Consider the following 19,478-nt stretch of genomic DNA (forward strand, 5'->3'; position numbering starts at 1 on the left):
CCGGTTGCCTCCAATGAAATAGGAAAAAAGCGGCAAAGCCGCTTTAGCAAGTCATCTCTTAAAATTCCACTCATCATTTTCATACCGTTCTTTTGCGAGCTTATTAACATAGGCAAGCTCTTCATCTGTCAACTGATAGGATTCAAGCTCAATATTTAAACCTTCTGCGAATCCTTTATAAAAAGCTTCCTTGGCCTCATCGAGAGTAATCCTTCGCGGACTAATCGCATTAATGGCAACAGCCTTATCCTTGAATGCTTTTTTCATCCGCTCCTTCACCCGGTCATTCGGGTATTTGAATAAGCTAAAAAGCTTTTCTTCATCCAGATCCAAAAGAATCGAGCCATGCTGGAGAATGACACCCTTCTGCCGTGTTTGAGCACTTCCTGCGACCTTGCGCCCTTCCACCACCAACTCATACCAGCTGGGGGCATCAAAGCAAACCGCGGACCTAGGATTTTTTAAGGCATCCCGTTCCTCTGCTGTTTTCGGAACAGCAAAATATGCTTCTAGTCCCAGTTGATGAAATCCTTTTAAAATCCCTTCAGAAATAACACGATAAGCTTCAGTAACTGTTTTGGGCATTGCTGGATGCTCCTCTGAAACAATGACGCTGTATGTCAGTTCATGCTCATGGAGAACGCCTCTGCCTCCAGTTGGTCTTCTGACAAAGCCAAGCCCGTGTGTTTTTACCGCTTCCATATCAATTTCTTTTTCAACCTTTTGAAAGTAACCAACGGACAGCGTCGGCGGGTTCCAGCCGTAAAATCGGATCACCGGTGGAATCTTTCCTTCGCTGTGCCAATCTAACAAGGCTTCATCCAATGCCATGTTAAAAGCAGGAGTACTATTACCAGAATCGATAAACCGCCATATTTCCTTTTCCATAGAAAAACCTCTTTTATTTATAATTTCCTTTTACTAGTCTATCAAAATGAGGGGGAATTTCAAAATGAGATGTTTTTGGTATAATTTTTTAAGAAGATTTTTGTCCATTCTTCTTTATCTTTAAGAAAATGACTAATATAATATATACTAGTGCAACAAGCTAGAAGGGGGCAAATAGAAGTTGAATTCACTTTATGTTTTATTAATCATTGTCGTAGCGGTTATCATCTACTCTGTTTTTACTTTTTTTTATCAAAAAAGGATTGTAAAAACAGTAACAGAAGAGGAATTCCGTGCAGGATACAGAAAGGCACAGCTGATTGATGTTCGTGAACCAAATGAATTTGAAGGCGGACATATTTTAGGAGCACGTAATATTCCAATGTCACAAATTAGAATGCGCATGAAAGAAATCAGACCGGACATGCCTGTTTATTTATATTGCCAAAGCGGCATGCGCAGTGCTCGTGCAGCTCAATTTTTACACAAAAAAGGCTACAAGGATCTAACCCAGCTTCAAGGCGGGTTCAAAAAGTGGTCAGGTAAAGTGAAAGCCAAGAAATAATCGTAATTAATGGGCTCCAGAACCTTTCTGGGGCCTTTTATATTGATTTTTATGAAAAATCACAACGTCTATTGGCGAATTGATATAAAAGCTAAAAAAGCAGGCTCCGGAGCAATCCAGAGCCTGTTAATCTTTTTATGCATTCTGATATCGTAAAACCGGCTTACGCGCAGCTGTCGTTTCATCTAAGCGGCCTACCACGGTTGTGTGCGGAGCCTCCTGGACGATTTCCGGATTTTCCTCGGCTTCCTTGGCGATTTGGATCATGATGTCGATAAAGGAATCTAACGTTTCCTTAGATTCTGTTTCTGTCGGCTCAATCATGATACATTCTTCCACATTTAATGGGAAGTAAATGGTTGGTGGATGGAAGCCGAAATCAAGCAGTCGCTTCGCAATATCCAATGTGCGGACGCCTAATTTCTTCTGGCGTCTTCCGCTTAATACAAACTCATGCTTACAATGTCTGTCAAACGGCAGATCATAATACTCCGCCAATCTTCTCATCATATAGTTAGCATTTAAAACAGCATATTCAGTCACTGCTTTTAAGCCGTCTGGCCCCATAGACCGAATATAGGTATAAGCGCGGACGTTAATGCCAAAGTTTCCGTAGTATGGCTTAACGCGGCCAATTGATTGCGGACGATCATAATCTAAGACATATTCGTCGCCTCGTTTGGCAATAACCGGTCTTGGCAGGAACGGAATTAAATCTGACTTCACACCGACAGGACCGGAACCAGGACCGCCGCCTCCGTGCGGGCCAGTAAACGTTTTGTGAAGATTCAAGTGAACTACGTCAAAGCCCATATCACCCGGGCGGGCTTTTGATAGAACTGCGTTTAGGTTCGCCCCGTCGTAATAAACCTTACCGCCAGCTTCGTGGACGATGTCAGCAATTTCGACAATATGTTCTTCAAAAAGGCCAAGTGTATTCGGGTTCGTCAACATTAACGCAGCTGTATCTTCACCCACCACTCTTCTTAAGTCTTCTAAGTCTACAAGACCATTTTCATTCGACTTTACTGTAACCGTCTCAAGTCCTGCAACTGTTGCAGAAGCTGGGTTGGTACCGTGAGCGGAGTCAGGTACGATAACCTTGGTCCGTTTTAGGTTGCCATTTGCCTCATGGTATGCACGAATCATCATCAATCCGGTCCATTCCCCGTGGGCACCTGCTGCCGGCTGTAAGGTCACTTCATCCATACCGGTAATTTCTTTTAAATGCTGCTGAAGGTCATATAAAAGCTCAAGCGCACCTTGAACGGAACTTTCATCCTGGAGCGGGTGAATATGTGCAAACCCATTGTAGCGGGCTACATTCTCATTAATCTTAGGATTGTATTTCATCGTACAAGACCCTAATGGATAAAAACCGGAGTCTACACCGTGATTCCGTCTGGAGAGGGACGTATAATGGCGCATGATATCCAGTTCTGAAACTTCAGGGAGCAGAGGTTCTTCTTCCCTTAAATATCCTTCTGGAAGGAGCGCAGCAACATCTGCTTCAGGAACATCCATTTCCGGAAGGCTGTATCCGACCCGGCCTGGTGTACTCACTTCAAAAATCAGCTTCTGGTCTTGATTATGCATGCAAATCCCCCAATTCTTTCACTAATGTATCAATCTCTTCCTTCGTTCTTTGCTCTGTCACGCAGACCAGCATATGACCTGCAAGCTCAGGATAGTCACGGCCCAAATCATAACCGCCAATGATTCCTTTTTGGAGCAGCTGCTGATTAACCTCTTTTACCGGTTTATTTAAATTGACAACAAACTCGTTAAAGGAGTGACCATCATTAACTACTTCAAATCCTGCTTGTTTAAAAGCGATTTTCGCATAATGAGCCTTTTGTAAATTGGCTGTTGCGATTTCGCGGACACCTTTTTTTCCAAGGGCAGTCATCGCAACAGATGCAGCAAGGGCATTTAAGGCTTGGTTGGAGCAAATATTAGAAGTCGCCTTATCGCGGCGGATATGCTGCTCACGTGCCTGCAGTGTTAAAACAAATCCGCGGCGGCCTTGGTCATCTGTTGTCTGGCCGACAAGACGTCCGGGAACTTTACGCATTAGCTTGGTCGTAACCGCAAAATAGCCACAGTGCGGACCTCCAAAGGCAGTCGGGATTCCGAACGGCTGGGCATCGCCGATAACAATATCTGCACCAAATTTTCCTGGAGGTGTCAAAATTCCAAGTGATAATGGATTGCTGGAAACAACAAACATTGCTTTATTTTCGTGAATAATCTCTTCAAGCTCTTTTAAAGGTTCAATTCGACCTAAAAAGTTTGGATATTGAACGACAACCGCGGCTACGTCAGCATTTAGCAATCCTTTTAGGGCTTCAACATCAGTAATGCCATCCTTCACAGGAACCTCAATCACATCAAGGTATTGACCCTTTGCGTAAGTTTCCAGAACCTCACGGGATTCAGGGTGGACAGCACCGGAAACCAGGATGGTTTTCCGTTTAGTGTGACCAGCACTTAGCATTGCTGCTTCAGCAAGTGCGGTACCGCCGTCATACATCGAGGAGTTAGCCACATCCATTCCTGTTAATTCACAAATCATTGTTTGGAATTCAAAAATCGCCTGCAGTTCCCCTTGGGAGATCTCCGGTTGGTAAGGTGTATAGGCTGTGTAGAACTCTGATCTTGAAATGACATGGTCAACGATAACTGGCATATAGTGGTCATAAACTCCGGCACCTAAGAAAGACACATTCGATTTTAAATCAGCATTTCGGCTTGCTAACTGAAAAAGTTCTTTCATCAAAGCTGTTTCTGATTTTGCCGGTTTAATATTGTATTCACCTTTAAATCGTACTTTTTCAGGAATATCACTGAATAGTTCATCGACAGTGGAAACGCCAATTGTCTCCAGCATTGCCTGCTTATCTTGTTCAGTCATGGGTAAATAGCGATGTTTCATAAACCTTGCTCCCTTCTGCTATTTCTTTTCTCTTTTATAAAAAGGTGTAGGAACCACTTTCGCTTTTAAACGTTTGCCGCGAATTTCAACTTCCACTTCGGTATCGAGTCCTGCATGTTCGGAAGAAATGAGGGCAAGACCGATGTTTTTCTTTAAGGTTGGGGACTGTGTACCGGTGGTAACTTCACCAATTAGCGCTTCCCCTTTGTAAACTGGATAGCCGTGTCGCGGAATTCCCCGGTCAACCATCTCAACCCCAACAAGCTTCCGGGACAAACCTGCTTCCTTTTGTTTCACGAGAGCTTCTTTTCCAATAAAATCAGCCTCTTTATTCAATTTCACTGCAAAGCCAATTCCTGCCTCAAGCGGGGAAATTTCCGGTGATAATTCCTGGCCGTAAAGCGCTAAGTTTGCTTCAAAACGAAGTGTGTCGCGTGCACCGAGGCCGCAAGGAATAACTCCCTCGTCTTTTCCGGCTTCAAGAATGGCTGTCCAGAGTTCGACGACATCACCGGCATCACAATATACTTCAAAGCCGTCTTCCCCTGTATAACCAGTTCTAGATACAAGTGCTTTTTTCCCATTTAAAACAACTTCCTGCTGGAATTTGAAAAAGCCGATTTGACTTAAATCCGTCTCTGAAGCAAGCTTCTGTAATACCTTTTCAGCAAGAGGGCCTTGAAGCGCAAGCTGCGCCATTGTTTCAGACAAGTTTTCGATTGTTACATCGCCTTCAAGATGCTTCTCCAGCCAGTTGTAGTCCTTTTCAATATTCGATGCGTTGACAACAAGCAAATAATGATTGTCTTCAACCTTGTAAACAAGCAGGTCGTCAATAGTTCCACCGTTTTCATAGCACATCGCAGTATATTGTGCCCCGCCGTCTTTCACTTTTGAAATGTCATTTGTCATCAATTTTTGTAAATAGTTGAGGCTGTCTGGGCCCTTTACTTCAACTTCGCCCATATGGGATACATCGAATAAACCGGCTTTCGTGCGGACAGCTTCATGCTCATCCTTGATGCTTGAAAACTGGACAGGCAACTCCCAGCCGCCAAAATCGATGGTTTTTCCGCCGTATTCCTTGTAAACTTCAAACAGCGGAGTGCGTTTTAATTCCGTCATCATAAATCCCCCTTCATTTACTACATGTTCATTATTTGTAAAAATGAATTATTGCCAATTAACAAAAATAGGAAAACTCCTTGCCGTTTTCCTAAAAACAACAAAAAGGTGCAAAAAAGGACAGAAACCTCCCTTTACCAATAAAGAAGGTCTCTGTCCTTGCACCTGAAAGTTTACCTAAATCGGCTGTCCCCTTTGGTGGCTGGTATCATCCAGCACTCTCCAGAGCTGCGTCCAACAAGAGTTCTTTTGCCTGAGAGATTCACATAAGCTGCTTGCTCCTTCGGCGCTACAAAAAGTAGTCTCTCCCCTTGTTTTCATTCGCACTTATAATATTTTTTTCCAATTTGGTTATACTAATTATACTTAAAAAATAGATTACCTTATTTAAATATTTGAAACTTTCAAAGCTATTATCATCCTACCATTAAAACAACATATCGGGCAATAACAATTTATCGAAAAAAGGAGCTGAAACGGATGAATGTCGAAATGGAATTTGATTCCTCCTGGCAGGATGATTTTTTACATAAAATTGATCATGATGGACCTTGGGGGAATTGGGAGCTTTTTAAATTGGCCATCGATATTGAAAAACACTTGGTGGTCCCGGAATTCGAAGGCCTGCAGGCCCCAAAGCATCTGCCAAATTTGACGCCTCTCCCTCATCAGCTTGAAACAGCCAAGCAGGTGGTTGAAAACATGAACGGAAAGGCCATCCTTGCGGATGAAGTGGGTCTCGGAAAGACTATCGAGGCAGGGTTAATTTTAAAAGAATACATGATTCGCGGATTAGTGAAAAAAGTGTTAATTCTTGTTCCCGCCTCCTTAGTCACCCAGTGGGCACAGGAATTAAATAGCAAATTTTATATACCAGCTGTCACTCAAAGAAAAAGCTATGTTTGGGAACAATGTGATGTCGTTGTTTCCTCCATCGATACGGCGAAACGAAATCCGCATCGGGAGATCATTTACAAGCAAGACTATGACCTCATCATTATCGATGAAGCCCATAAATTAAAAAATAATAAAACCAAAAACTACGAATTTGTTCAAAACTTAAAAAAGAAGTTTTGTTTATTGCTGACGGCAACACCGATTCAAAACAGGATTGAGGAGATTTTTAACCTCGTATCCCTATTAAAGCCTGGTCACTTAGGGAATGAAACTGTCTTTTACGAAAAATATAAACGTGATTCCCGTTCCTTAAATGATGACCAGCATCTAAAAGAGCTAGTCAATAAAGTCATGATCCGTAACCGCCGTGCCGATACAGGGATCGAATGGACGAAACGGCATGTGGAGACAATTCCGATTGAATTTACAAAATCGGAACGCGACCTGTATGACTCCATCTTAGAGCTTAAAAATGAGGGAGACTGGGTTCAAACGAGCAGTTTTTCTGTGATGACTCTGCAGCGTGAAGCATGCTCAAGCCGCGAGGCCGTTTTCTATACCTTAAAAAACATGCTTCTTAAAAAGGAAAACCCAACGCAGGCCTATCAAGAACAAATCAACTTTTTAATTAAAAAGGTAGAGACCGTCGAGCAAAATTCCAAGGCAGTAAAAGCCCTTGAATTAATTCAGAAAATAAATGATAAAGTGATTATTTTTACGGAATACCGGGCTACCCAATTATATTTACAGTGGTATTTAAAGCAGCACGGAATTTCCTCCGTTCCTTTCCGCGGCGGTTTCAAGCGCGGGAAAAAGGACTGGATGCGCGAGTTGTTCCAAAAGCATGCCCAGGTGCTGATTGCCACTGAAGCGGGCGGGGAAGGGATTAACCTGCAATTTTGCAACCACATTATCAATTTTGATCTGCCTTGGAACCCGATGAGACTAGAGCAGCGCATCGGAAGGATTCACCGCCTCGGTCAGGAAAAAGATGTCATGATTTATAATTTTGCCATCAAAGATACGGTGGAAGAGCATATTTTAAAGCTTTTATACGAAAAGATTGATTTATTTGAAAGAGTCATCGGAGAACTTGATGATATTTTAACAAAACTAGAATTCGGAAATATTGAAGATCATATAATGGATATCTTTGGCGACTCCTGCTCAGAAGGGGAAATGCGGATTAAAATGGAGAATTTATCTTCAATGATTGAATTTGCACAAAATATGAAAAAAGGAGAATCACATGCAGCAGCTGGAAATTCATAAGTTTCTTTTAAATTATTTTATGGCAAATGAATGTCCCATTGTCACTAATCACCCTGGATACTTAGATGTCCAACTAACAATTGAAATGGATAAGGAACTAATGAATCGGCCCTTTTACTGGCATTATTTAGAGAAAACTGGCGGAATACCAAATCCAATGAGATTGACCCTTATCACCAACCAAAAAGCAGCACCTGAAAATCTCAAAGGGGAAACCATCCATTTTGGTTCCCCCCGCCTGCATCAAATTTTTGAGTCTACAAAAAATTTAGCTAGATATATAAGGCTTTATGAAAATCACGGCAACTCCGCCGTCCAGACTCCCTTGCTGCCATGGCTGTGCATGAATGTAAAAATCTCCTATCAATGTGACCGTAAACGCGATATTTTTAAATCAATCGGCCTTCAGCTTATTAACGGTAAAATGGTGGAGGATTTTCATAATTACCTGCTTAAAATTTCGTTAACGCCCAAAATCCCTGATTACTCGTTTACATTATCACCACTGGTTAAACCAAAAAGCGGAATGGTTCGAATTGAAAATTATTTAAAATCAGTAATTGAAAATGATGACCATACCTGGGCCGATGAAGCAAAGATACGCTGGGAGAAGGATTTAGAACTGCTGAATCATTTTTATGAGGACATTGAAGATGAAAACGAAAGCTATGAGACAGAAAAACAGGCTCTCAAGGATCAATATGAGCCGCGAATTCACATTTCCTTTATCAATGGCGGGCTGTTTTACTTAACAGAAAAAGCAATTTAAGAACAAAAGCGCAAGCGCCCTGTTCAGCGGCGTATGGCCTGGAGCTCTCCAACTGAGATAAAGGAAACACGAAGAGCGTAAGCGATTCGATGTTGACTTATCGTAGGGCGGAGAGCGAAGGACACTAGCCGCTAGGGCGCTGGAGCTGGACGTGTCTATACTAGTAACAAGTTATCCACTATGAGTTAATCTATAATTTCCTAGACCATAAGAAAACCCCCAAGTCGTAAAATTATGCTTGGGGGTTACTTTTTAAAGTCCACTGTCTTTCATTTTCCGTCTCTTATTTTCCGTCTCTTAACCTCTGAATACACAATATAGGGAAGGATGCCAAACCAGCGATACCAGAAGGATGCTTTGGTCTGTTTTCGCTCGAGGCGCTGACGTTTTCGTTCGTCTTTCGGCTGGTCCGCATATTTGACAATTGTTTGCGTCATATATTTTACATAATCATTCGTTTTCATGTACACACCTGCCTTTAACTTACATTACAAGTATGTCCAAGGTTTATCCTTTCAAATCAATAAGTAATCCATTTCATTAGCTTTTTTGACCTCGTGTCAAAATATCCTTTCCCGTTTACCAATTCTCCCGACTGAAGCCGGAGTGTAAAGGAAACTCTTTGGACATATCCTGACGGGGGATCGGCGAGAAAATCCATATTCCCCTTCTGAAATCCAAACGTTCCTTTAGACGGGATTGTTCCTGACACCTGAGCCTGAGTTTCGAATTTCTTTACCGATGACAAGAAATAATACTCTTGCTGCAAAATAACGGCTGATTCGTGCGCTAGCTTTCTCTCCGACAGAAGCTTCTCCACCTCCATTGAAAAAAACAGCAGAAAAATGATCAACAGACATAATGTAAGGGGATAAGTGAAGCCTTTTTGGCTATTTTTCATGTGCTCTTATTCCAATCAATTAAAGAATAGGCGGTAACAGAATACTCTATTCCTTTTAAATCCTTTACCGTTACCTTTACGGCATTATTCACCAAAGCAAACGAATGCTGTGAAACATTCTGCAGGATAATTTCATGCCCCGTCGAGTTAACCCGTCTTCTTAAATTGCTGCCGTAAATTTCATAATAAATGGTTTCTCCGTCTTTTGTTAGGATCAGCCGATTGGAAACTACCTCTGCCTTGGTCGACCAGCGGATTTCTTTTTTTATTTGGCTGCAGAAAACCTCCCATTCCATTGCCTGAATACTCGCTTGATTCTCCTTATTGTCAAGAATAAGTTGAAAGATAGGTGTCATATAAAAAACGATAATTGAAAGAATTACCAACGAAAACATTACCTCAATGAGCGTAAAACCTTTTTCATTCGAGACTGCCACAGATTTCATTTTCCAAATGTAAGGGCGTTTTTTCAACTTTAACGCAAACCTCCTTTTGCCCGAAGGAGTCCTTCCAAGTAATTTGATAACGAATCTCATTTTGTACCAATGTATAATTGGCAAATGTCCGATTATCAATTAATTTTGCCTCCAGTTCCTCATACATGATCTGCCTCATCTTTTTCTCAATCTGGAAATTTACGGATTGCTTTCTTAAATCCGTGACCGACGGAATGAAAACCAAACAAATCAAAAACATAGCTGATAAGGACAACAGTAATTCTAATAAAAAGAACCCTTTATTGTTCTGTAACATAAAACCGGCCTTTTCCAATTAAAATGGTCATTCGATAAGTCTTCTTCTCAGTTTCTATGAAGAAAGAACCAAATTTATTTACATTTCCATCAGGCTGAAATTTGAAATATAAGGGCATCGAACCTTCGATGATATGAAAACTTAAGGAGTAAGTTCTGTCGAGCAGATGCGGCTGGTCAGAGCGCAAAACAAGCGAGTATTTTGATTCGTTAGGCAAAATGACGACCGACACTTCCTGCTGGTGGGACATCGCATAGGACTGGGCATAAAATAAATCCGCTTTTAATTGGGTTAATAAGGCTTCATCCTCAACCATCGTATGCTGTGGTTTTAATGAAAAAACGGTTACCGAAGACAAAATCATGAAAATGGATAGGACTACTAATGACTCGGCTAAAGTGAAGCCTTGCTGGTTATGTTTCATTGGTTAGTGGTGGTATCAGATGCAGTTTTTGTATCAATGGCATCTTCCAACGTAACAGAACCATCCGACCCAATCACAACTTCTTTTCCTGGGCAGCCCTTGGCATCTTTATTTATATATCCTGCACTTATTAGTTTTTCCATTGTTGCTGGTTCATTTTTTTCCATTTCATAGGCTTGTACCTGAGCCTCGACCATTTTCTGAAAGCCTTCACAGCCCTTAGTCTTTATATTTGAGTTATGTTTAGCGACGTTTGGAATTGTAATAATTAAAATTACAGAAATCACGAGCATAACAATCATCATTTCGATCAGTGTGAAACCAGCTTGTTTATCTCTTTTAATATTTTTCATTTTCCTAAACCTCCATATTTTTTTTAAATTCCATCGAGCATATGAAACATGGGTAAAAGGATCGCTAAATACATGGAAACAACTAATAAACCGATAAACAGATAAAGAATGGGCTGAATCGTCCGTAGGCTTTTTTCAATTAGTACTTCCAGGTTCATCACACAATGCTTGCTGAAAAAGAGCAATTCCTGTTCCAATTTGCCATTTTCCTGGCCGTGTTTAATAATCATCGGAAAACCCTTGTCAAAAAAAATCATCGAAGCCAATATGGTTTCTAATTTTTCGCCCGTTACAAGCTTGGCCTTAATTTCTTTACCAAGTTCACTGTAAAAAGGCTGTCTTTTGTTTTCCTCAAAGAGACCCAAGCTCTCTGAAACTGAAATTCCGCCAGATAAAAGGAAGCTTAATTGAATGGAGAAATAATGAGTAAACAGCAATTTGAGGATTCTGCCGATAAAGGGCAGACGCACGAGCAGCATTCGCTGCTTTAAAATGGGATAGTTTCGGAAGATAAAATAATAATAAATTGCTGTTGCCAATAAGAATGCAAGCAAAGCACCAATGACGATTGGGAAAATTTCATCGAAAGCATAGATGACCTTTGAAAAAAAATTCTCCTCCAAACCAAGCGATGAAAAAAGTTCTGTAAACCTTGGCAGCAATGTATTCTCTAGAAAAACGAAGAGAATCCCGGTAATAAAAAGCAGCAATACTGGATATTGAAACAATTTTAAAAGCTTATGCAGATCCTTCTCCTTTAACAATGCGAGACGGCTGCCCTCAAGCAGCGCTTCGGCAAAATTCCCATGCTGCTCAGCAAAGTAAACAAAACCGGTTAAATCCTTGTGAAAGCCAAGCCTTTCAAGGACCTCATGAAACGGCAGCCCGTTTTTTAAAACTGTTAATGATTGATATAACTCCTCCTTTCTCTTCTGAGGCAAGTACAATGCTATGGAATCAATTGCTTCGGCAATTGGATATCCCCGTGCCAACAGCTCGCCAATTTGTTTTAAGAAGTTGGCTTGCTCAGTTACAGACCATTTATAATTCTTCATCATAAACCAGCCTGTCGTATTCAGATTCCTGAATAAATCCTAAGGCAATCCCCTTTTTAATGACATCCCGGATTGTCCGATAACGGGTTTCAACCTTCTCACCCTTTGCAGCTTTCATGGCGCTATTCAAACTTTTCCCCGCCAAAAGCTCAAACACACTCGCCCTCTTCCACCTTCCATACGAATAACAAAATGGAGTGCATTCACCCTCGCAAAATGGACAGGTTAATTCAACAAGTCTTTGGGCAGTCACCGCAATTAAGGTCTGTTCAACCTCCAGCCAATTCACTCCAAATTCGTGCAGGCGGAACACCGCTCCCTTCGCATCTCTAGTGTGCATTGTTGAAAGCACTAAATGCCCGGTTAAGGCTGCGCGTACAGCAATCCTAGCTGTTTCTGCGTCCCTTATTTCCCCGACCATTATGATGTCCGGGTCATGCCTTAAGATGGCTTTGAGGCCGGCCGCATAAGTGACACCAGCTTTTTCATTCACTTGTACCTGCAGAACGGAATCGTAATTTTTTTCAATCGGATCTTCGAGTGTTATAACATTGCGATGGAATAGGTGGGCGGTTTCATTTAAAAGGGAATATAAGGTAGTTGTTTTCCCTGAGCCAGTCGGCCCGGTAAAAATGATTAAACCGTGAGCATGTTTTAATAAAGCTAGAAGTTTTCTGGTCATTGCCGGGAATAAGGAAAGTTGATGAAAAGGGATTTGCTCCTGCTGGGGTAATAGCCTGATGACAAGGCTTTCGCGTGTATTGGATGGCAGGGTAGATAGCCTAAGCCCCATTAATTGTCCGTTAACCTCACAAAAAATTGCACCGCTTTGCGGACGTCTTCTTTCGCCGATATCCATATTCGCTTTAAATTTAAAATGGGAGATCAATTTGTCGCATTCATCTTTTGGAAGGGATAATCGAGGAATGAGTTTGTTGGTTAACCGGATTTGAACGAGTGTGTCATTCTGCCTGGGAATTATGTGAATGTCAGTTGCTTGGTTTCTTGCAGCGTCACGAATAATTCTGTCAGCTAACATTTCAATTGAACTAACAATGGGAATCACCGCCTTTAAATTTTCTTTTCTGATATTTCGACAGTCTTCTTACCCTTCCTTCTTTATTTTAAAAAAGTTTTTTTGTAAAGAAAAGGAGTATATTTCTAATATTGTTACAATTTATCGTCAATAATTGTGAACATTTTCTAAACATATAGTGTTTACCTTGTTAACCTCATTCCCACTTTAGTATCGCTGTATTATAATGGAATAAATCATGGGGGTCCGAGGTGAAACGAGATGGAACAAACGTTAAAAATTACTAACGTGTTGTCAGATCCAACTAGATATTACATTTATCAATACATTACGAAACGCCACAAGGAAGTAACCGTTCAGGAGATCGCGGATAATTTCAACATCCACCCGAATGTGGCGAGATTGCATCTTTCTAAGCTCGAAGATGTGAACATGCTGGTTTCGGAAACAAAGAAAACAGGGAAAGGCGGACGGCCAAGCAGATTATATCGTTTGTCAGAGGATGTAATCCAGCTCCACTTCCCATTCCGCGATTATATGCTTTTATCAAAAGTGGCCATTCAAACGATGATTTCCCTTGGCGAGGCTGGAAGAGATGCACTTTATTTAACAGGGAAGCGTTTTGGGGTTGAAGTGATTGAACAGGAAAAAGCAAAAAAAGCTCTTGGCGATGAATTAAATTTTGATGAAAAGCTAAGCATATTAAAAAATGCAGCCACGCTGGCAGGCTTCTATCCGGAATTTGAAGCAAATGGAGATGAAACGAAAATTTATTTCTCGATTTTCAATTGCCCATTCAAAGAAATAGCGGAAGAACATACCGAAGCTGTCTGCAATATGCATCATGAATTTTTAAAGGGAATGTTTGAAGCTCTGTTCGATTCAGTTGACCTGATTGAAAAGGAAAATATGATTGCTGGCTGTGAAACTTGCTCTTATCAAGCATTTGTAACAAACTAATTCTGAAACCATTATTTACATTATTCCTTCTTTTACTTATAATATTGTAATGATGGTATCGAAAGGGTAAAAGGAGGGGATACATATGGACCGCATGTTCAGAGTATGTGGTTTCTGGACGGGCATTTTTACTGTGATGTTATATCTTGGCGATTTAAACAAAACAGCATTGCTTTTCCTAGCCCAAACAGGATTCTTCGTTCTACTTAGTTATCTTAAATTGTCTGAACGTATGTATATGTATGTGTTCGGAGCATATCTAACTATTTTCTTTGCTGGCTTTACATATTGGACTACGTTCATGATGCCGCTTGGTGGAGGCCACTAAGAAAAATAAAAACGCCGTTTCGATACGGCGTTTTTATTTTTGATTTTGAAATAAATTTATATCCCGCGTTACCATTCCTTTTTCCTGAATAACAATATGAAAATAAGAACTCATCCCACCCGGCATAATTAAACTGCGGATGGCCCGATTTCTTTTGCTGACCTCAGAAAATGGATTAGGGTCATAATGGTTCTCAAGCTCCTGAAGGATTCCTGCCTTCAACAGAAACTCATCCTGACGCAGCATGGTGACAAATTCTAACGCTAACTGTCTCCCTCTTTCAATCAGGTAGTCGAAATGGATATGCGTGGTGACATCCATCGCTCCAGGATTTTCTAAAATATTATCAAACATTCGATGCTGAAAAAATCCTCTCAGACTTCCGGTCGACCTTGCTGGATGCATCCATTCCTCGTTGGTATAGCCATAATCAGCCGTTACAATCAGCCCTTTTTTGATGGCAGTCGCGATGGAACCTAACATCTTCTTCATCGCTAATGGCACTTCAATCCGTTGCTTCTCTTTTAATTCCAGCCCGCTTTCCTGCAAAAATTGCAAAATAGCTGGATTGGTCAATGGAACCCCTTGCTCAACAAATCCTTCGTTTTGAATGCCTATCATAACCTCAAGCAATTCACCATTTATTTTTTCAATGACATGAACAGGGAGGGCATCGAAAAGCTCATTTGAAAAAATCATTCCTTCGAAGTCCTTTATAGCCGTTATATCCTCTACCTGAATAACTGAAGGATATTGATCTAATAAATTTTGTTGCAGTCTCCGATGGTAGGGGCTTGTTTCGACAATGACATATTGTAAAGGTCTTTTTATGGATTCCTGCCACTCCTGCAAAAAGGCATGGGCAAAGCGTCCGTTTCCTGCGCCAATTTCGCAAAAGGCATTAGGAAGTCCCGTTTTTTCGCAAACATAAGCAAACCATTTTGCCGCCAGCCTGCCATATATATCTGAAATATTGCTGGTTGTAATAAAATCACCCTGCCGCCCGATTTTCTGCTGGTCTCGCATGTAGTACCCATATTCCGGATGGTAAAGGGCAGCACTTATATAATCTGCATAGGTAATCAATTGGTTAGGTGAGTGTTGAATAAAGCTCTTTATGTACGAAATCATATTTTCTCCTTTTGAATTAACACTATTGACACGGTGTTAACTTTGGTATATTGTAAAGTTAGTAGCTTAACAATATCCCCTCCCATTATATGAATAGAACATCCCCCGAAAGACCCTTTCCTAAATGGAAAAGGGTCTTTCTATTTATTTCCGATGTCCTGCTCCAGGCTCGCACCGCTTTTCTTATTAAAATCCATTTAAAAAAGGATTGCTGTCCATTTCGTCTGCGATGGTGGTAACAGCTCCGTGACCTGACAATACATACGTTTCTTCTGGTAATATTAACAGCTTATCATGGATGCTTTTTAAAAGCTGGGTATGATTACCCCCTTGTAGGTCAGTACGTCCAATACTGCCTTGAAATAAGGCATCACCAGAAATCACAAACCCTTCCTTTGCAAAATAATAAGACACACTTCCTGGTGAGTGCCCAGGAGTATGATAAACGTGGAATGTAAATTCACCGATGTTCATTTCTCCTTCATCCTTGATTAGATGATCAGCTGCATTGGCTTTAATAGGTTCAATTAACGGGAAAAACTGTGATCCGTTTAGAGCTGGATCCCCTAACCACTTTTCTTCTTGTTTATGAATATAAACCGGGATTTGATAAGCGTTTCGGACGTCTTCAACTGCCCCAATATGATCAAAATGCGCATGTGTCAATAGCACGGCCAGCGGTTTTAATCCTCTTGTGTTTAAAAGATTCAACAGCTTTTTTCCATCACCGCCAGGGTCGACAATTAAGCATGTTTTATCTTTGTTTTCAACAATGTAACAATTTGTTTGAATGCTCCCTAAGGGAATTTGCTGCCACTTCATTACTTTACCTCCAATTTGGATTTGCATTAGAATTATTTTACACTATATTCATGTCTTGGAGAAAGAAATGAATTAAATACAAGGGGGAATGAGAATGAAATCGGCCTTTGCGGTTGAAGCTAAGGGAGAAATAGAATTTCTGCCTGAGATTAAAGAGTTAATATTAAAGGAGACAAACATAGCCTTCCAAAAAGATAACATGTTTATTTATCTACGTGCCGATGATGCGGATTATGCAAAAGAAATTTTAACGGCTGCAGAATTGTTTGAGGAACTGCATCAAGTCATCCTTACTAATAACGGAATAGCAGGACCGTATTTCGAGGATTTTGGCATTCAGTTATTAGACGATTGCTATTGTTTGTTTAAAGCAGATTTACTTTATTTCTCATTTACTGCAGGAAACCCAAATGATATTCAGATGGCCAAATATCAGGTAGAAGAGCATTTGGTGTTTGAAACCATCCATAATGAGACAGCTTTATTTTTTTCAGAGACACATAATAATGAACTGATTCAGAATATTGCTAAGGCATATAAAACTGTTCTTTCATTTACTATCGACAAATGAAAGAAAAAAATATAAAATAAGAAGCGAATGTATATAATATTGTTACATAATTTTCTAATCATGCAGGTAACTACCTAATTTTATTGGAAAAGGGGGATTATTCATGGGATTGGTCATCATTTTCGCGTTAGTAACCATTTTAGCAGCACTCGGTGGATTTCGTTCACTAAAGAAAAAAAATTTATTAGGTGCATTTTGGGGAATCGCTTCCTTTCTAGTTTTCGGCTGGTTCACCGTTATGACTCTTATCAACTCAGGTTACCCTACAGGAACCCACTAAAAAAGACTGCCCTTGGCAGTCTTTTTTATGATTATTCCTTGACCAAATCGAAAATTTTCTTGGTATTCAAATCAATGATTTTTTCAAACCGCTCTCCATATAGAATCGTTTTTCCTGATGGTGAAATCATTATTGGAGCATTTTTAAGGCCGGTTAAAATTTTTTGGCTGCTGTCTTTTTTCAAATCATAAGCAACAAGATTAAAACCTTCTGTGTACACATCAGCTTCCCCATCTTTTACTGCATTTAAAGTAATAAATTCCTTCTCCTTCTCGTTATAATCAAAATAAGGGACGAGCCAATCAGAATATTTCGTCAGCAGTGGGTTTGAAAAAGAATAGATTTCCTGCAAATCTTTATCCAAGAAAGAATAACGCGCTAATTGGTTTTGGTCATTTATCTCAATCTTGACAAGAAGATCTTTAAATGTTGAAAATTGTAAAACAGTTGGAAATAACGTTTTTTCCATCCCATTATTTAACCCTTTCTTAATCAGCGGAGCAAATAAAGAAGGATGTTCTTGATCCCAATTTAGAAAAGCAAGTTCATTTGCACCCATCCATTTATTAAATGGCTGCGGGAGTGACAATTCCTTTGTCTCACCAGACTTAAAATCCAATAGGAAAACGTTAAAATCCCAATCTTCACTGAAAGTTGATACAAGCACTTTTGAGTTATCATACGGATTCCACTCAAAGGATAACTCGTAGGATGGAAACGACTGCTTAAGTTTTTCATTTCCCTTCGTATCGATTATTGTTACTAAACCCTCGTAGGAAGATGGCGAAGAATGAATTAAAATAAAACTTTTGGAAGGACTAATTTGCGCGGTGACAATCGGAAATTCACTTTTGTAGATTAACTCGCTTTTCCCCGTCAAGAGATGATAACGATATACATTAGAAGATTGCCCGACATTGGTGATATAAACTATTTCCTGATCTGCCAGCCAGCCAATGCTTTTATAAAATTCACCATCCGGAATGGAAATGGGAAGCACCTGCTCATTACTTTTCTCTGTATTCGGTGCTTTCGGCTTCTCCGTTCCAGCAGAGCCTTTAGACTTTATCTGCTTATTGTCAGAACACGCACCGAGCAGGAGGGCTAAAACGATTAAAAACATGGTTATGGCTAAACCTTTTGGAGCACTTTCCTTTATTTGAATCACTTTTCCCCTCCCCTCCAATTTCCTCTCTATATTTAGTACGAAAAAACAGCCTATTTTGTTTCAATAATATTAACTTTCTTACAAAAACAGTAAATGAAAACTCGCCGATTGGCGAGTCCGTTAGGACGAAGACAGAGGCGTAGTTGAATTTATGCGTTAAGAAAGTATAAAATTTCAGAGAATTTTATACTTTCTTATTAGCGAAAAAAGCCGCAGAAATTTCGGCTTTTTTCAAAAATTAAAAGCATCCTAATTATTTACAATTTATTTCTAATAAGCCAGGCTGCTCCTAGCACTCCAGCGTCATTTCCTAAATTCGCGATTGCCAGTTTGGTGGAGTTTCTGACAGGTGTAAAAGCAAACCGCCCAAAATTCTCGATTACAGGCTCTAACAGAATCTCACCTGCTTTGGATACACCACCGCCCAAAACGATTTTCTCAGGATTTAGCAGATTAGCAATATTGGCCAAAGCAAGCCCTAGATGAAAGGCAACCTCCTGAAGGATAGTAAGCGCCAGTTCATCACCCGTTCTTGCTGTATCAAAAACATCCTTTGCAGTTATCTTCCCATTTTTTGCATAAACATCCGCTAACGGACCTTTAACTCCATCCTTGTGAATTTCTGCAAGCGCCTGCCGCACAATTCCTGTTGCTGAAGCAACAGTCTCAAGGCAGCCCGTTTTTCCGCAATTACAAGGTGCCCCTCCGAACGGAATAGCAGTGATATGACCAATTTCTCCCGCGGCCCCGTTTACTCCCTGAACAATGTTTCCGTTTGAAATCACACCGCCGCCTACTCCAGTCCCCAGCGTGACACAAACCAGATTCTTCGCACCATTGCCGGCACCCTTCCACATTTCTCCCAAGGCAGCGCAGTTTGCGTCATTTTCAACAGCAGCAGGAAGTGATGTTGCGTTCTCCAGACTATCCTTTAGCGGAAAATTATCCTTCCAGCCCAGGTTAACTGTATTTAATATCACACCTGTTTCATAATCGACAGGGCCTGGAGCACCCATTCCAACCCCCGCCAATATATTTTTCGGCTGATTAAGCTCAAGCAGTTTTTCTTCTATCGATTTCGCAATATTACTCGTAATATACTGGCCCTCATCAGAATTATCGGTTGGGATTTCCCATTTATCAATAATTTCCCCATCCAATGTGATAAAAGCTATTTTCGTCGTTGTCCCCCCTAGGTCAACTCCCGCTATCCATTTTTCTGACAATATTCTCACCTATTTCTTT

The 19,478-nt window shown here is 40.6% G+C and carries 23 protein-coding genes and 1 riboswitch; of the genes, 7 read left to right on the plus strand and 16 right to left on the minus strand.

Going from position 1 to position 19,478, the window contains the following annotated elements; all coding sequences use genetic code 11:
- Positions 1–51: 51 nt before the first annotated feature.
- The gene (locus tag ACFPA1_RS15565) at positions 52–888 is read right to left on the minus strand and encodes a lipoate--protein ligase family protein (RefSeq protein WP_213144869.1); all 837 of its coding nucleotides are present in this window, start codon (positions 886–888) and stop codon (positions 52–54) included.
- A gap of 181 nt (positions 889–1,069) precedes the next feature.
- Between ACFPA1_RS15565 and ACFPA1_RS15570 the strand changes: the two genes are divergently transcribed.
- Complete coding sequence (locus tag ACFPA1_RS15570) at positions 1,070–1,453, plus strand: rhodanese-like domain-containing protein (RefSeq protein ID WP_213144868.1); 384 nt, start codon at positions 1,070–1,072, stop codon at positions 1,451–1,453.
- 135 nt (positions 1,454–1,588) lie between these two features.
- On the opposite strand, the gene gcvPB is transcribed toward ACFPA1_RS15570, so the two are convergent.
- Genes gcvPB through gcvT form a run of 3 tightly spaced genes read right to left on the minus strand, consistent with a single transcriptional unit; the run spans position 1,589 to position 5,513 of the window.
- A complete protein-coding gene (gcvPB, locus tag ACFPA1_RS15575; protein ID WP_213144867.1) occupies positions 1,589–3,049 on the minus strand; it encodes an aminomethyl-transferring glycine dehydrogenase subunit GcvPB in 1,461 nt (486 codons plus the stop codon).
- Positions 3,042–4,388, minus strand: a complete 1,347-nt coding sequence (gcvPA, locus tag ACFPA1_RS15580) for an aminomethyl-transferring glycine dehydrogenase subunit GcvPA (RefSeq protein ID WP_213144866.1) — start codon at positions 4,386–4,388, stop codon at positions 3,042–3,044. The genes gcvPB and gcvPA overlap by 8 nt, the downstream gene beginning before the upstream one ends.
- Before the next feature lie 18 nt (positions 4,389–4,406).
- Positions 4,407–5,513 carry a glycine cleavage system aminomethyltransferase GcvT gene (gene gcvT, locus ACFPA1_RS15585; RefSeq protein ID WP_378584403.1) on the minus strand — a complete coding sequence of 369 codons (1,107 nt, stop codon included), beginning with the start codon at positions 5,511–5,513 and terminating at the stop codon, positions 4,407–4,409.
- A gap of 231 nt (positions 5,514–5,744) precedes the next feature.
- Positions 5,745–5,834, minus strand: a riboswitch (glycine riboswitch).
- 159 nt (positions 5,835–5,993) lie between these two features.
- Between gcvT and ACFPA1_RS15590 the strand changes: the two genes are divergently transcribed.
- Together ACFPA1_RS15590 and ACFPA1_RS15595 are read left to right on the plus strand one after the other, a co-directional pair.
- Complete coding sequence (locus ACFPA1_RS15590) at positions 5,994–7,682, plus strand: DEAD/DEAH box helicase (protein ID WP_213144865.1); 1,689 nt, start codon at positions 5,994–5,996, stop codon at positions 7,680–7,682.
- On the plus strand, positions 7,660–8,451 hold the full coding sequence (locus ACFPA1_RS15595; RefSeq protein ID WP_378584045.1) for a YqhG family protein: 792 nt from the start codon (positions 7,660–7,662) through the stop codon (positions 8,449–8,451). The genes ACFPA1_RS15590 and ACFPA1_RS15595 overlap by 23 nt, the downstream gene beginning before the upstream one ends.
- Before the next feature lie 269 nt (positions 8,452–8,720).
- Here the strand turns inward: ACFPA1_RS15595 and ACFPA1_RS15600 are convergent, their stop codons facing one another.
- Genes ACFPA1_RS15600 through comGA form a run of 8 tightly spaced genes read right to left on the minus strand, consistent with a single transcriptional unit; the run spans position 8,721 to position 12,976 of the window.
- Positions 8,721–8,915: a YqzE family protein gene (locus ACFPA1_RS15600; RefSeq protein ID WP_213144863.1), complete on the minus strand. Its 195-nt coding sequence runs from the start codon at positions 8,913–8,915 to the stop codon at positions 8,721–8,723.
- A gap of 56 nt (positions 8,916–8,971) precedes the next feature.
- Entirely contained in the window at positions 8,972–9,352 is a 381-nt protein-coding gene (gene comGG, locus ACFPA1_RS15605) for a competence type IV pilus minor pilin ComGG (RefSeq protein ID WP_378584047.1), read from the minus strand.
- Entirely contained in the window at positions 9,349–9,825 is a 477-nt protein-coding gene (gene comGF, locus ACFPA1_RS15610; RefSeq protein WP_378584049.1) for a competence type IV pilus minor pilin ComGF, read from the minus strand. The genes comGG and comGF overlap by 4 nt, the downstream gene beginning before the upstream one ends.
- Complete coding sequence (gene comGE, locus ACFPA1_RS15615) at positions 9,773–10,105, minus strand: competence type IV pilus minor pilin ComGE (protein ID WP_378584050.1); 333 nt, start codon at positions 10,103–10,105, stop codon at positions 9,773–9,775. Before comGE ends, comGF begins: the two co-directional genes overlap by 53 nt.
- Complete coding sequence (gene comGD, locus ACFPA1_RS15620; protein ID WP_378584052.1) at positions 10,089–10,529, minus strand: competence type IV pilus minor pilin ComGD; 441 nt, start codon at positions 10,527–10,529, stop codon at positions 10,089–10,091. The genes comGE and comGD overlap by 17 nt, the downstream gene beginning before the upstream one ends.
- Entirely contained in the window at positions 10,526–10,882 is a 357-nt protein-coding gene (gene comGC, locus ACFPA1_RS15625; RefSeq protein WP_378584053.1) for a competence type IV pilus major pilin ComGC, read from the minus strand. Before comGC ends, comGD begins: the two co-directional genes overlap by 4 nt.
- A gap of 23 nt (positions 10,883–10,905) precedes the next feature.
- Positions 10,906–11,940 (minus strand): competence type IV pilus assembly protein ComGB, encoded by a 1,035-nt coding sequence (gene comGB / locus ACFPA1_RS15630; RefSeq protein WP_378584054.1) that lies wholly within the window; start codon positions 11,938–11,940, stop codon positions 10,906–10,908.
- Positions 11,924–12,976: a competence type IV pilus ATPase ComGA gene (comGA, locus tag ACFPA1_RS15635; protein ID WP_378584405.1), complete on the minus strand. Its 1,053-nt coding sequence runs from the start codon at positions 12,974–12,976 to the stop codon at positions 11,924–11,926. The genes comGB and comGA overlap by 17 nt, the downstream gene beginning before the upstream one ends.
- 258 nt (positions 12,977–13,234) lie before the next feature.
- On the opposite strand from comGA, the gene ACFPA1_RS15640 reads away from it, so the two are divergent.
- Entirely contained in the window at positions 13,235–13,933 is a 699-nt protein-coding gene (locus ACFPA1_RS15640) for a helix-turn-helix transcriptional regulator (RefSeq protein WP_213144859.1), read from the plus strand.
- Positions 13,934–14,018: 85 nt separating this feature from the next.
- Positions 14,019–14,261, plus strand: coding sequence for a DUF2626 domain-containing protein (locus ACFPA1_RS15645; RefSeq protein WP_213120184.1), 243 nt, complete (start codon positions 14,019–14,021; stop codon positions 14,259–14,261).
- A 33-nt stretch (positions 14,262–14,294) separates the two neighbouring features.
- Here ACFPA1_RS15645 and ACFPA1_RS15650 read toward each other — a convergent pair whose 3' ends face one another.
- Together ACFPA1_RS15650 and ACFPA1_RS15655 are read right to left on the minus strand one after the other, a co-directional pair.
- Entirely contained in the window at positions 14,295–15,392 is a 1,098-nt protein-coding gene (locus tag ACFPA1_RS15650) for a class I SAM-dependent methyltransferase (RefSeq protein WP_378584056.1), read from the minus strand.
- A gap of 186 nt (positions 15,393–15,578) precedes the next feature.
- Entirely contained in the window at positions 15,579–16,214 is a 636-nt protein-coding gene (locus ACFPA1_RS15655; RefSeq protein ID WP_213144857.1) for an MBL fold metallo-hydrolase, read from the minus strand.
- 94 nt (positions 16,215–16,308) lie between these two features.
- Between ACFPA1_RS15655 and ACFPA1_RS15660 the strand changes: the two genes are divergently transcribed.
- Both ACFPA1_RS15660 and ACFPA1_RS15665 read left to right on the plus strand, forming a co-directional pair.
- Positions 16,309–16,785 (plus strand): hypothetical protein, encoded by a 477-nt coding sequence (locus ACFPA1_RS15660; protein WP_213144856.1) that lies wholly within the window; start codon positions 16,309–16,311, stop codon positions 16,783–16,785.
- A 103-nt stretch (positions 16,786–16,888) separates the two neighbouring features.
- The gene (locus tag ACFPA1_RS15665; RefSeq protein ID WP_213144855.1) at positions 16,889–17,065 is read left to right on the plus strand and encodes a DUF2759 domain-containing protein; all 177 of its coding nucleotides are present in this window, start codon (positions 16,889–16,891) and stop codon (positions 17,063–17,065) included.
- Between the two features lie 31 nt (positions 17,066–17,096).
- On the opposite strand, the gene ACFPA1_RS15670 is transcribed toward ACFPA1_RS15665, so the two are convergent.
- Both ACFPA1_RS15670 and ACFPA1_RS15675 read right to left on the minus strand, forming a co-directional pair.
- Entirely contained in the window at positions 17,097–18,233 is a 1,137-nt protein-coding gene (locus tag ACFPA1_RS15670; RefSeq protein ID WP_213144854.1) for a hypothetical protein, read from the minus strand.
- A 257-nt stretch (positions 18,234–18,490) separates the two neighbouring features.
- Entirely contained in the window at positions 18,491–19,459 is a 969-nt protein-coding gene (locus ACFPA1_RS15675) for an ROK family glucokinase (RefSeq protein ID WP_213144853.1), read from the minus strand.
- Between the last annotated feature and the right edge of the window lie 19 nt (positions 19,460–19,478).

The organism is Neobacillus sp. GCM10023253 (assembly GCF_042653105.1).
GTDB lineage: Bacteria > Bacillota > Bacilli > Bacillales > Cytobacillaceae > Neobacillus > Neobacillus citreus.

Bases quoted from the DNA above. Each gene is read 5' to 3' on its own strand.
- ACFPA1_RS15565 (WP_213144869.1), bottom strand. From the start codon at position 888: ATGGAAAAGGAAATATGGCGGTTTATCGATTCTGGTAATAGTACTCCT.
- gcvPB (WP_213144867.1), bottom strand. From the start codon at position 3,049: ATGCATAATCAAGACCAGAAGCTGATTTTTGAAGTGAGTACACCAGGC.
- gcvPA (WP_213144866.1), bottom strand. From the start codon at position 4,388: ATGAAACATCGCTATTTACCCATGACTGAACAAGATAAGCAGGCAATG.
- gcvT (WP_378584403.1), bottom strand. From the start codon at position 5,513: ATGACGGAATTAAAACGCACTCCGCTGTTTGAAGTTTACAAGGAATAC.
- ACFPA1_RS15590 (WP_213144865.1), top strand. From the start codon at position 5,994: ATGAATGTCGAAATGGAATTTGATTCCTCCTGGCAGGATGATTTTTTA.
- ACFPA1_RS15595 (WP_378584045.1), top strand. From the start codon at position 7,660: ATGCAGCAGCTGGAAATTCATAAGTTTCTTTTAAATTATTTTATGGCA.
- ACFPA1_RS15600 (WP_213144863.1), bottom strand. From the start codon at position 8,915: ATGAAAACGAATGATTATGTAAAATATATGACGCAAACAATTGTCAAA.
- comGG (WP_378584047.1), bottom strand. From the start codon at position 9,352: ATGAAAAATAGCCAAAAAGGCTTCACTTATCCCCTTACATTATGTCTG.
- comGE (WP_378584050.1), bottom strand. From the start codon at position 10,105: ATGTTACAGAACAATAAAGGGTTCTTTTTATTAGAATTACTGTTGTCC.
- comGD (WP_378584052.1), bottom strand. From the start codon at position 10,529: ATGAAACATAACCAGCAAGGCTTCACTTTAGCCGAGTCATTAGTAGTC.
- comGC (WP_378584053.1), bottom strand. From the start codon at position 10,882: ATGAAAAATATTAAAAGAGATAAACAAGCTGGTTTCACACTGATCGAA.
- comGB (WP_378584054.1), bottom strand. From the start codon at position 11,940: ATGATGAAGAATTATAAATGGTCTGTAACTGAGCAAGCCAACTTCTTA.
- comGA (WP_378584405.1), bottom strand. From the start codon at position 12,976: ATGTTAGCTGACAGAATTATTCGTGACGCTGCAAGAAACCAAGCAACT.
- ACFPA1_RS15640 (WP_213144859.1), top strand. From the start codon at position 13,235: ATGGAACAAACGTTAAAAATTACTAACGTGTTGTCAGATCCAACTAGA.
- ACFPA1_RS15645 (WP_213120184.1), top strand. From the start codon at position 14,019: ATGGACCGCATGTTCAGAGTATGTGGTTTCTGGACGGGCATTTTTACT.
- ACFPA1_RS15650 (WP_378584056.1), bottom strand. From the start codon at position 15,392: ATGATTTCGTACATAAAGAGCTTTATTCAACACTCACCTAACCAATTG.
- ACFPA1_RS15655 (WP_213144857.1), bottom strand. From the start codon at position 16,214: ATGAAGTGGCAGCAAATTCCCTTAGGGAGCATTCAAACAAATTGTTAC.
- ACFPA1_RS15660 (WP_213144856.1), top strand. From the start codon at position 16,309: ATGAAATCGGCCTTTGCGGTTGAAGCTAAGGGAGAAATAGAATTTCTG.
- ACFPA1_RS15665 (WP_213144855.1), top strand. From the start codon at position 16,889: ATGGGATTGGTCATCATTTTCGCGTTAGTAACCATTTTAGCAGCACTC.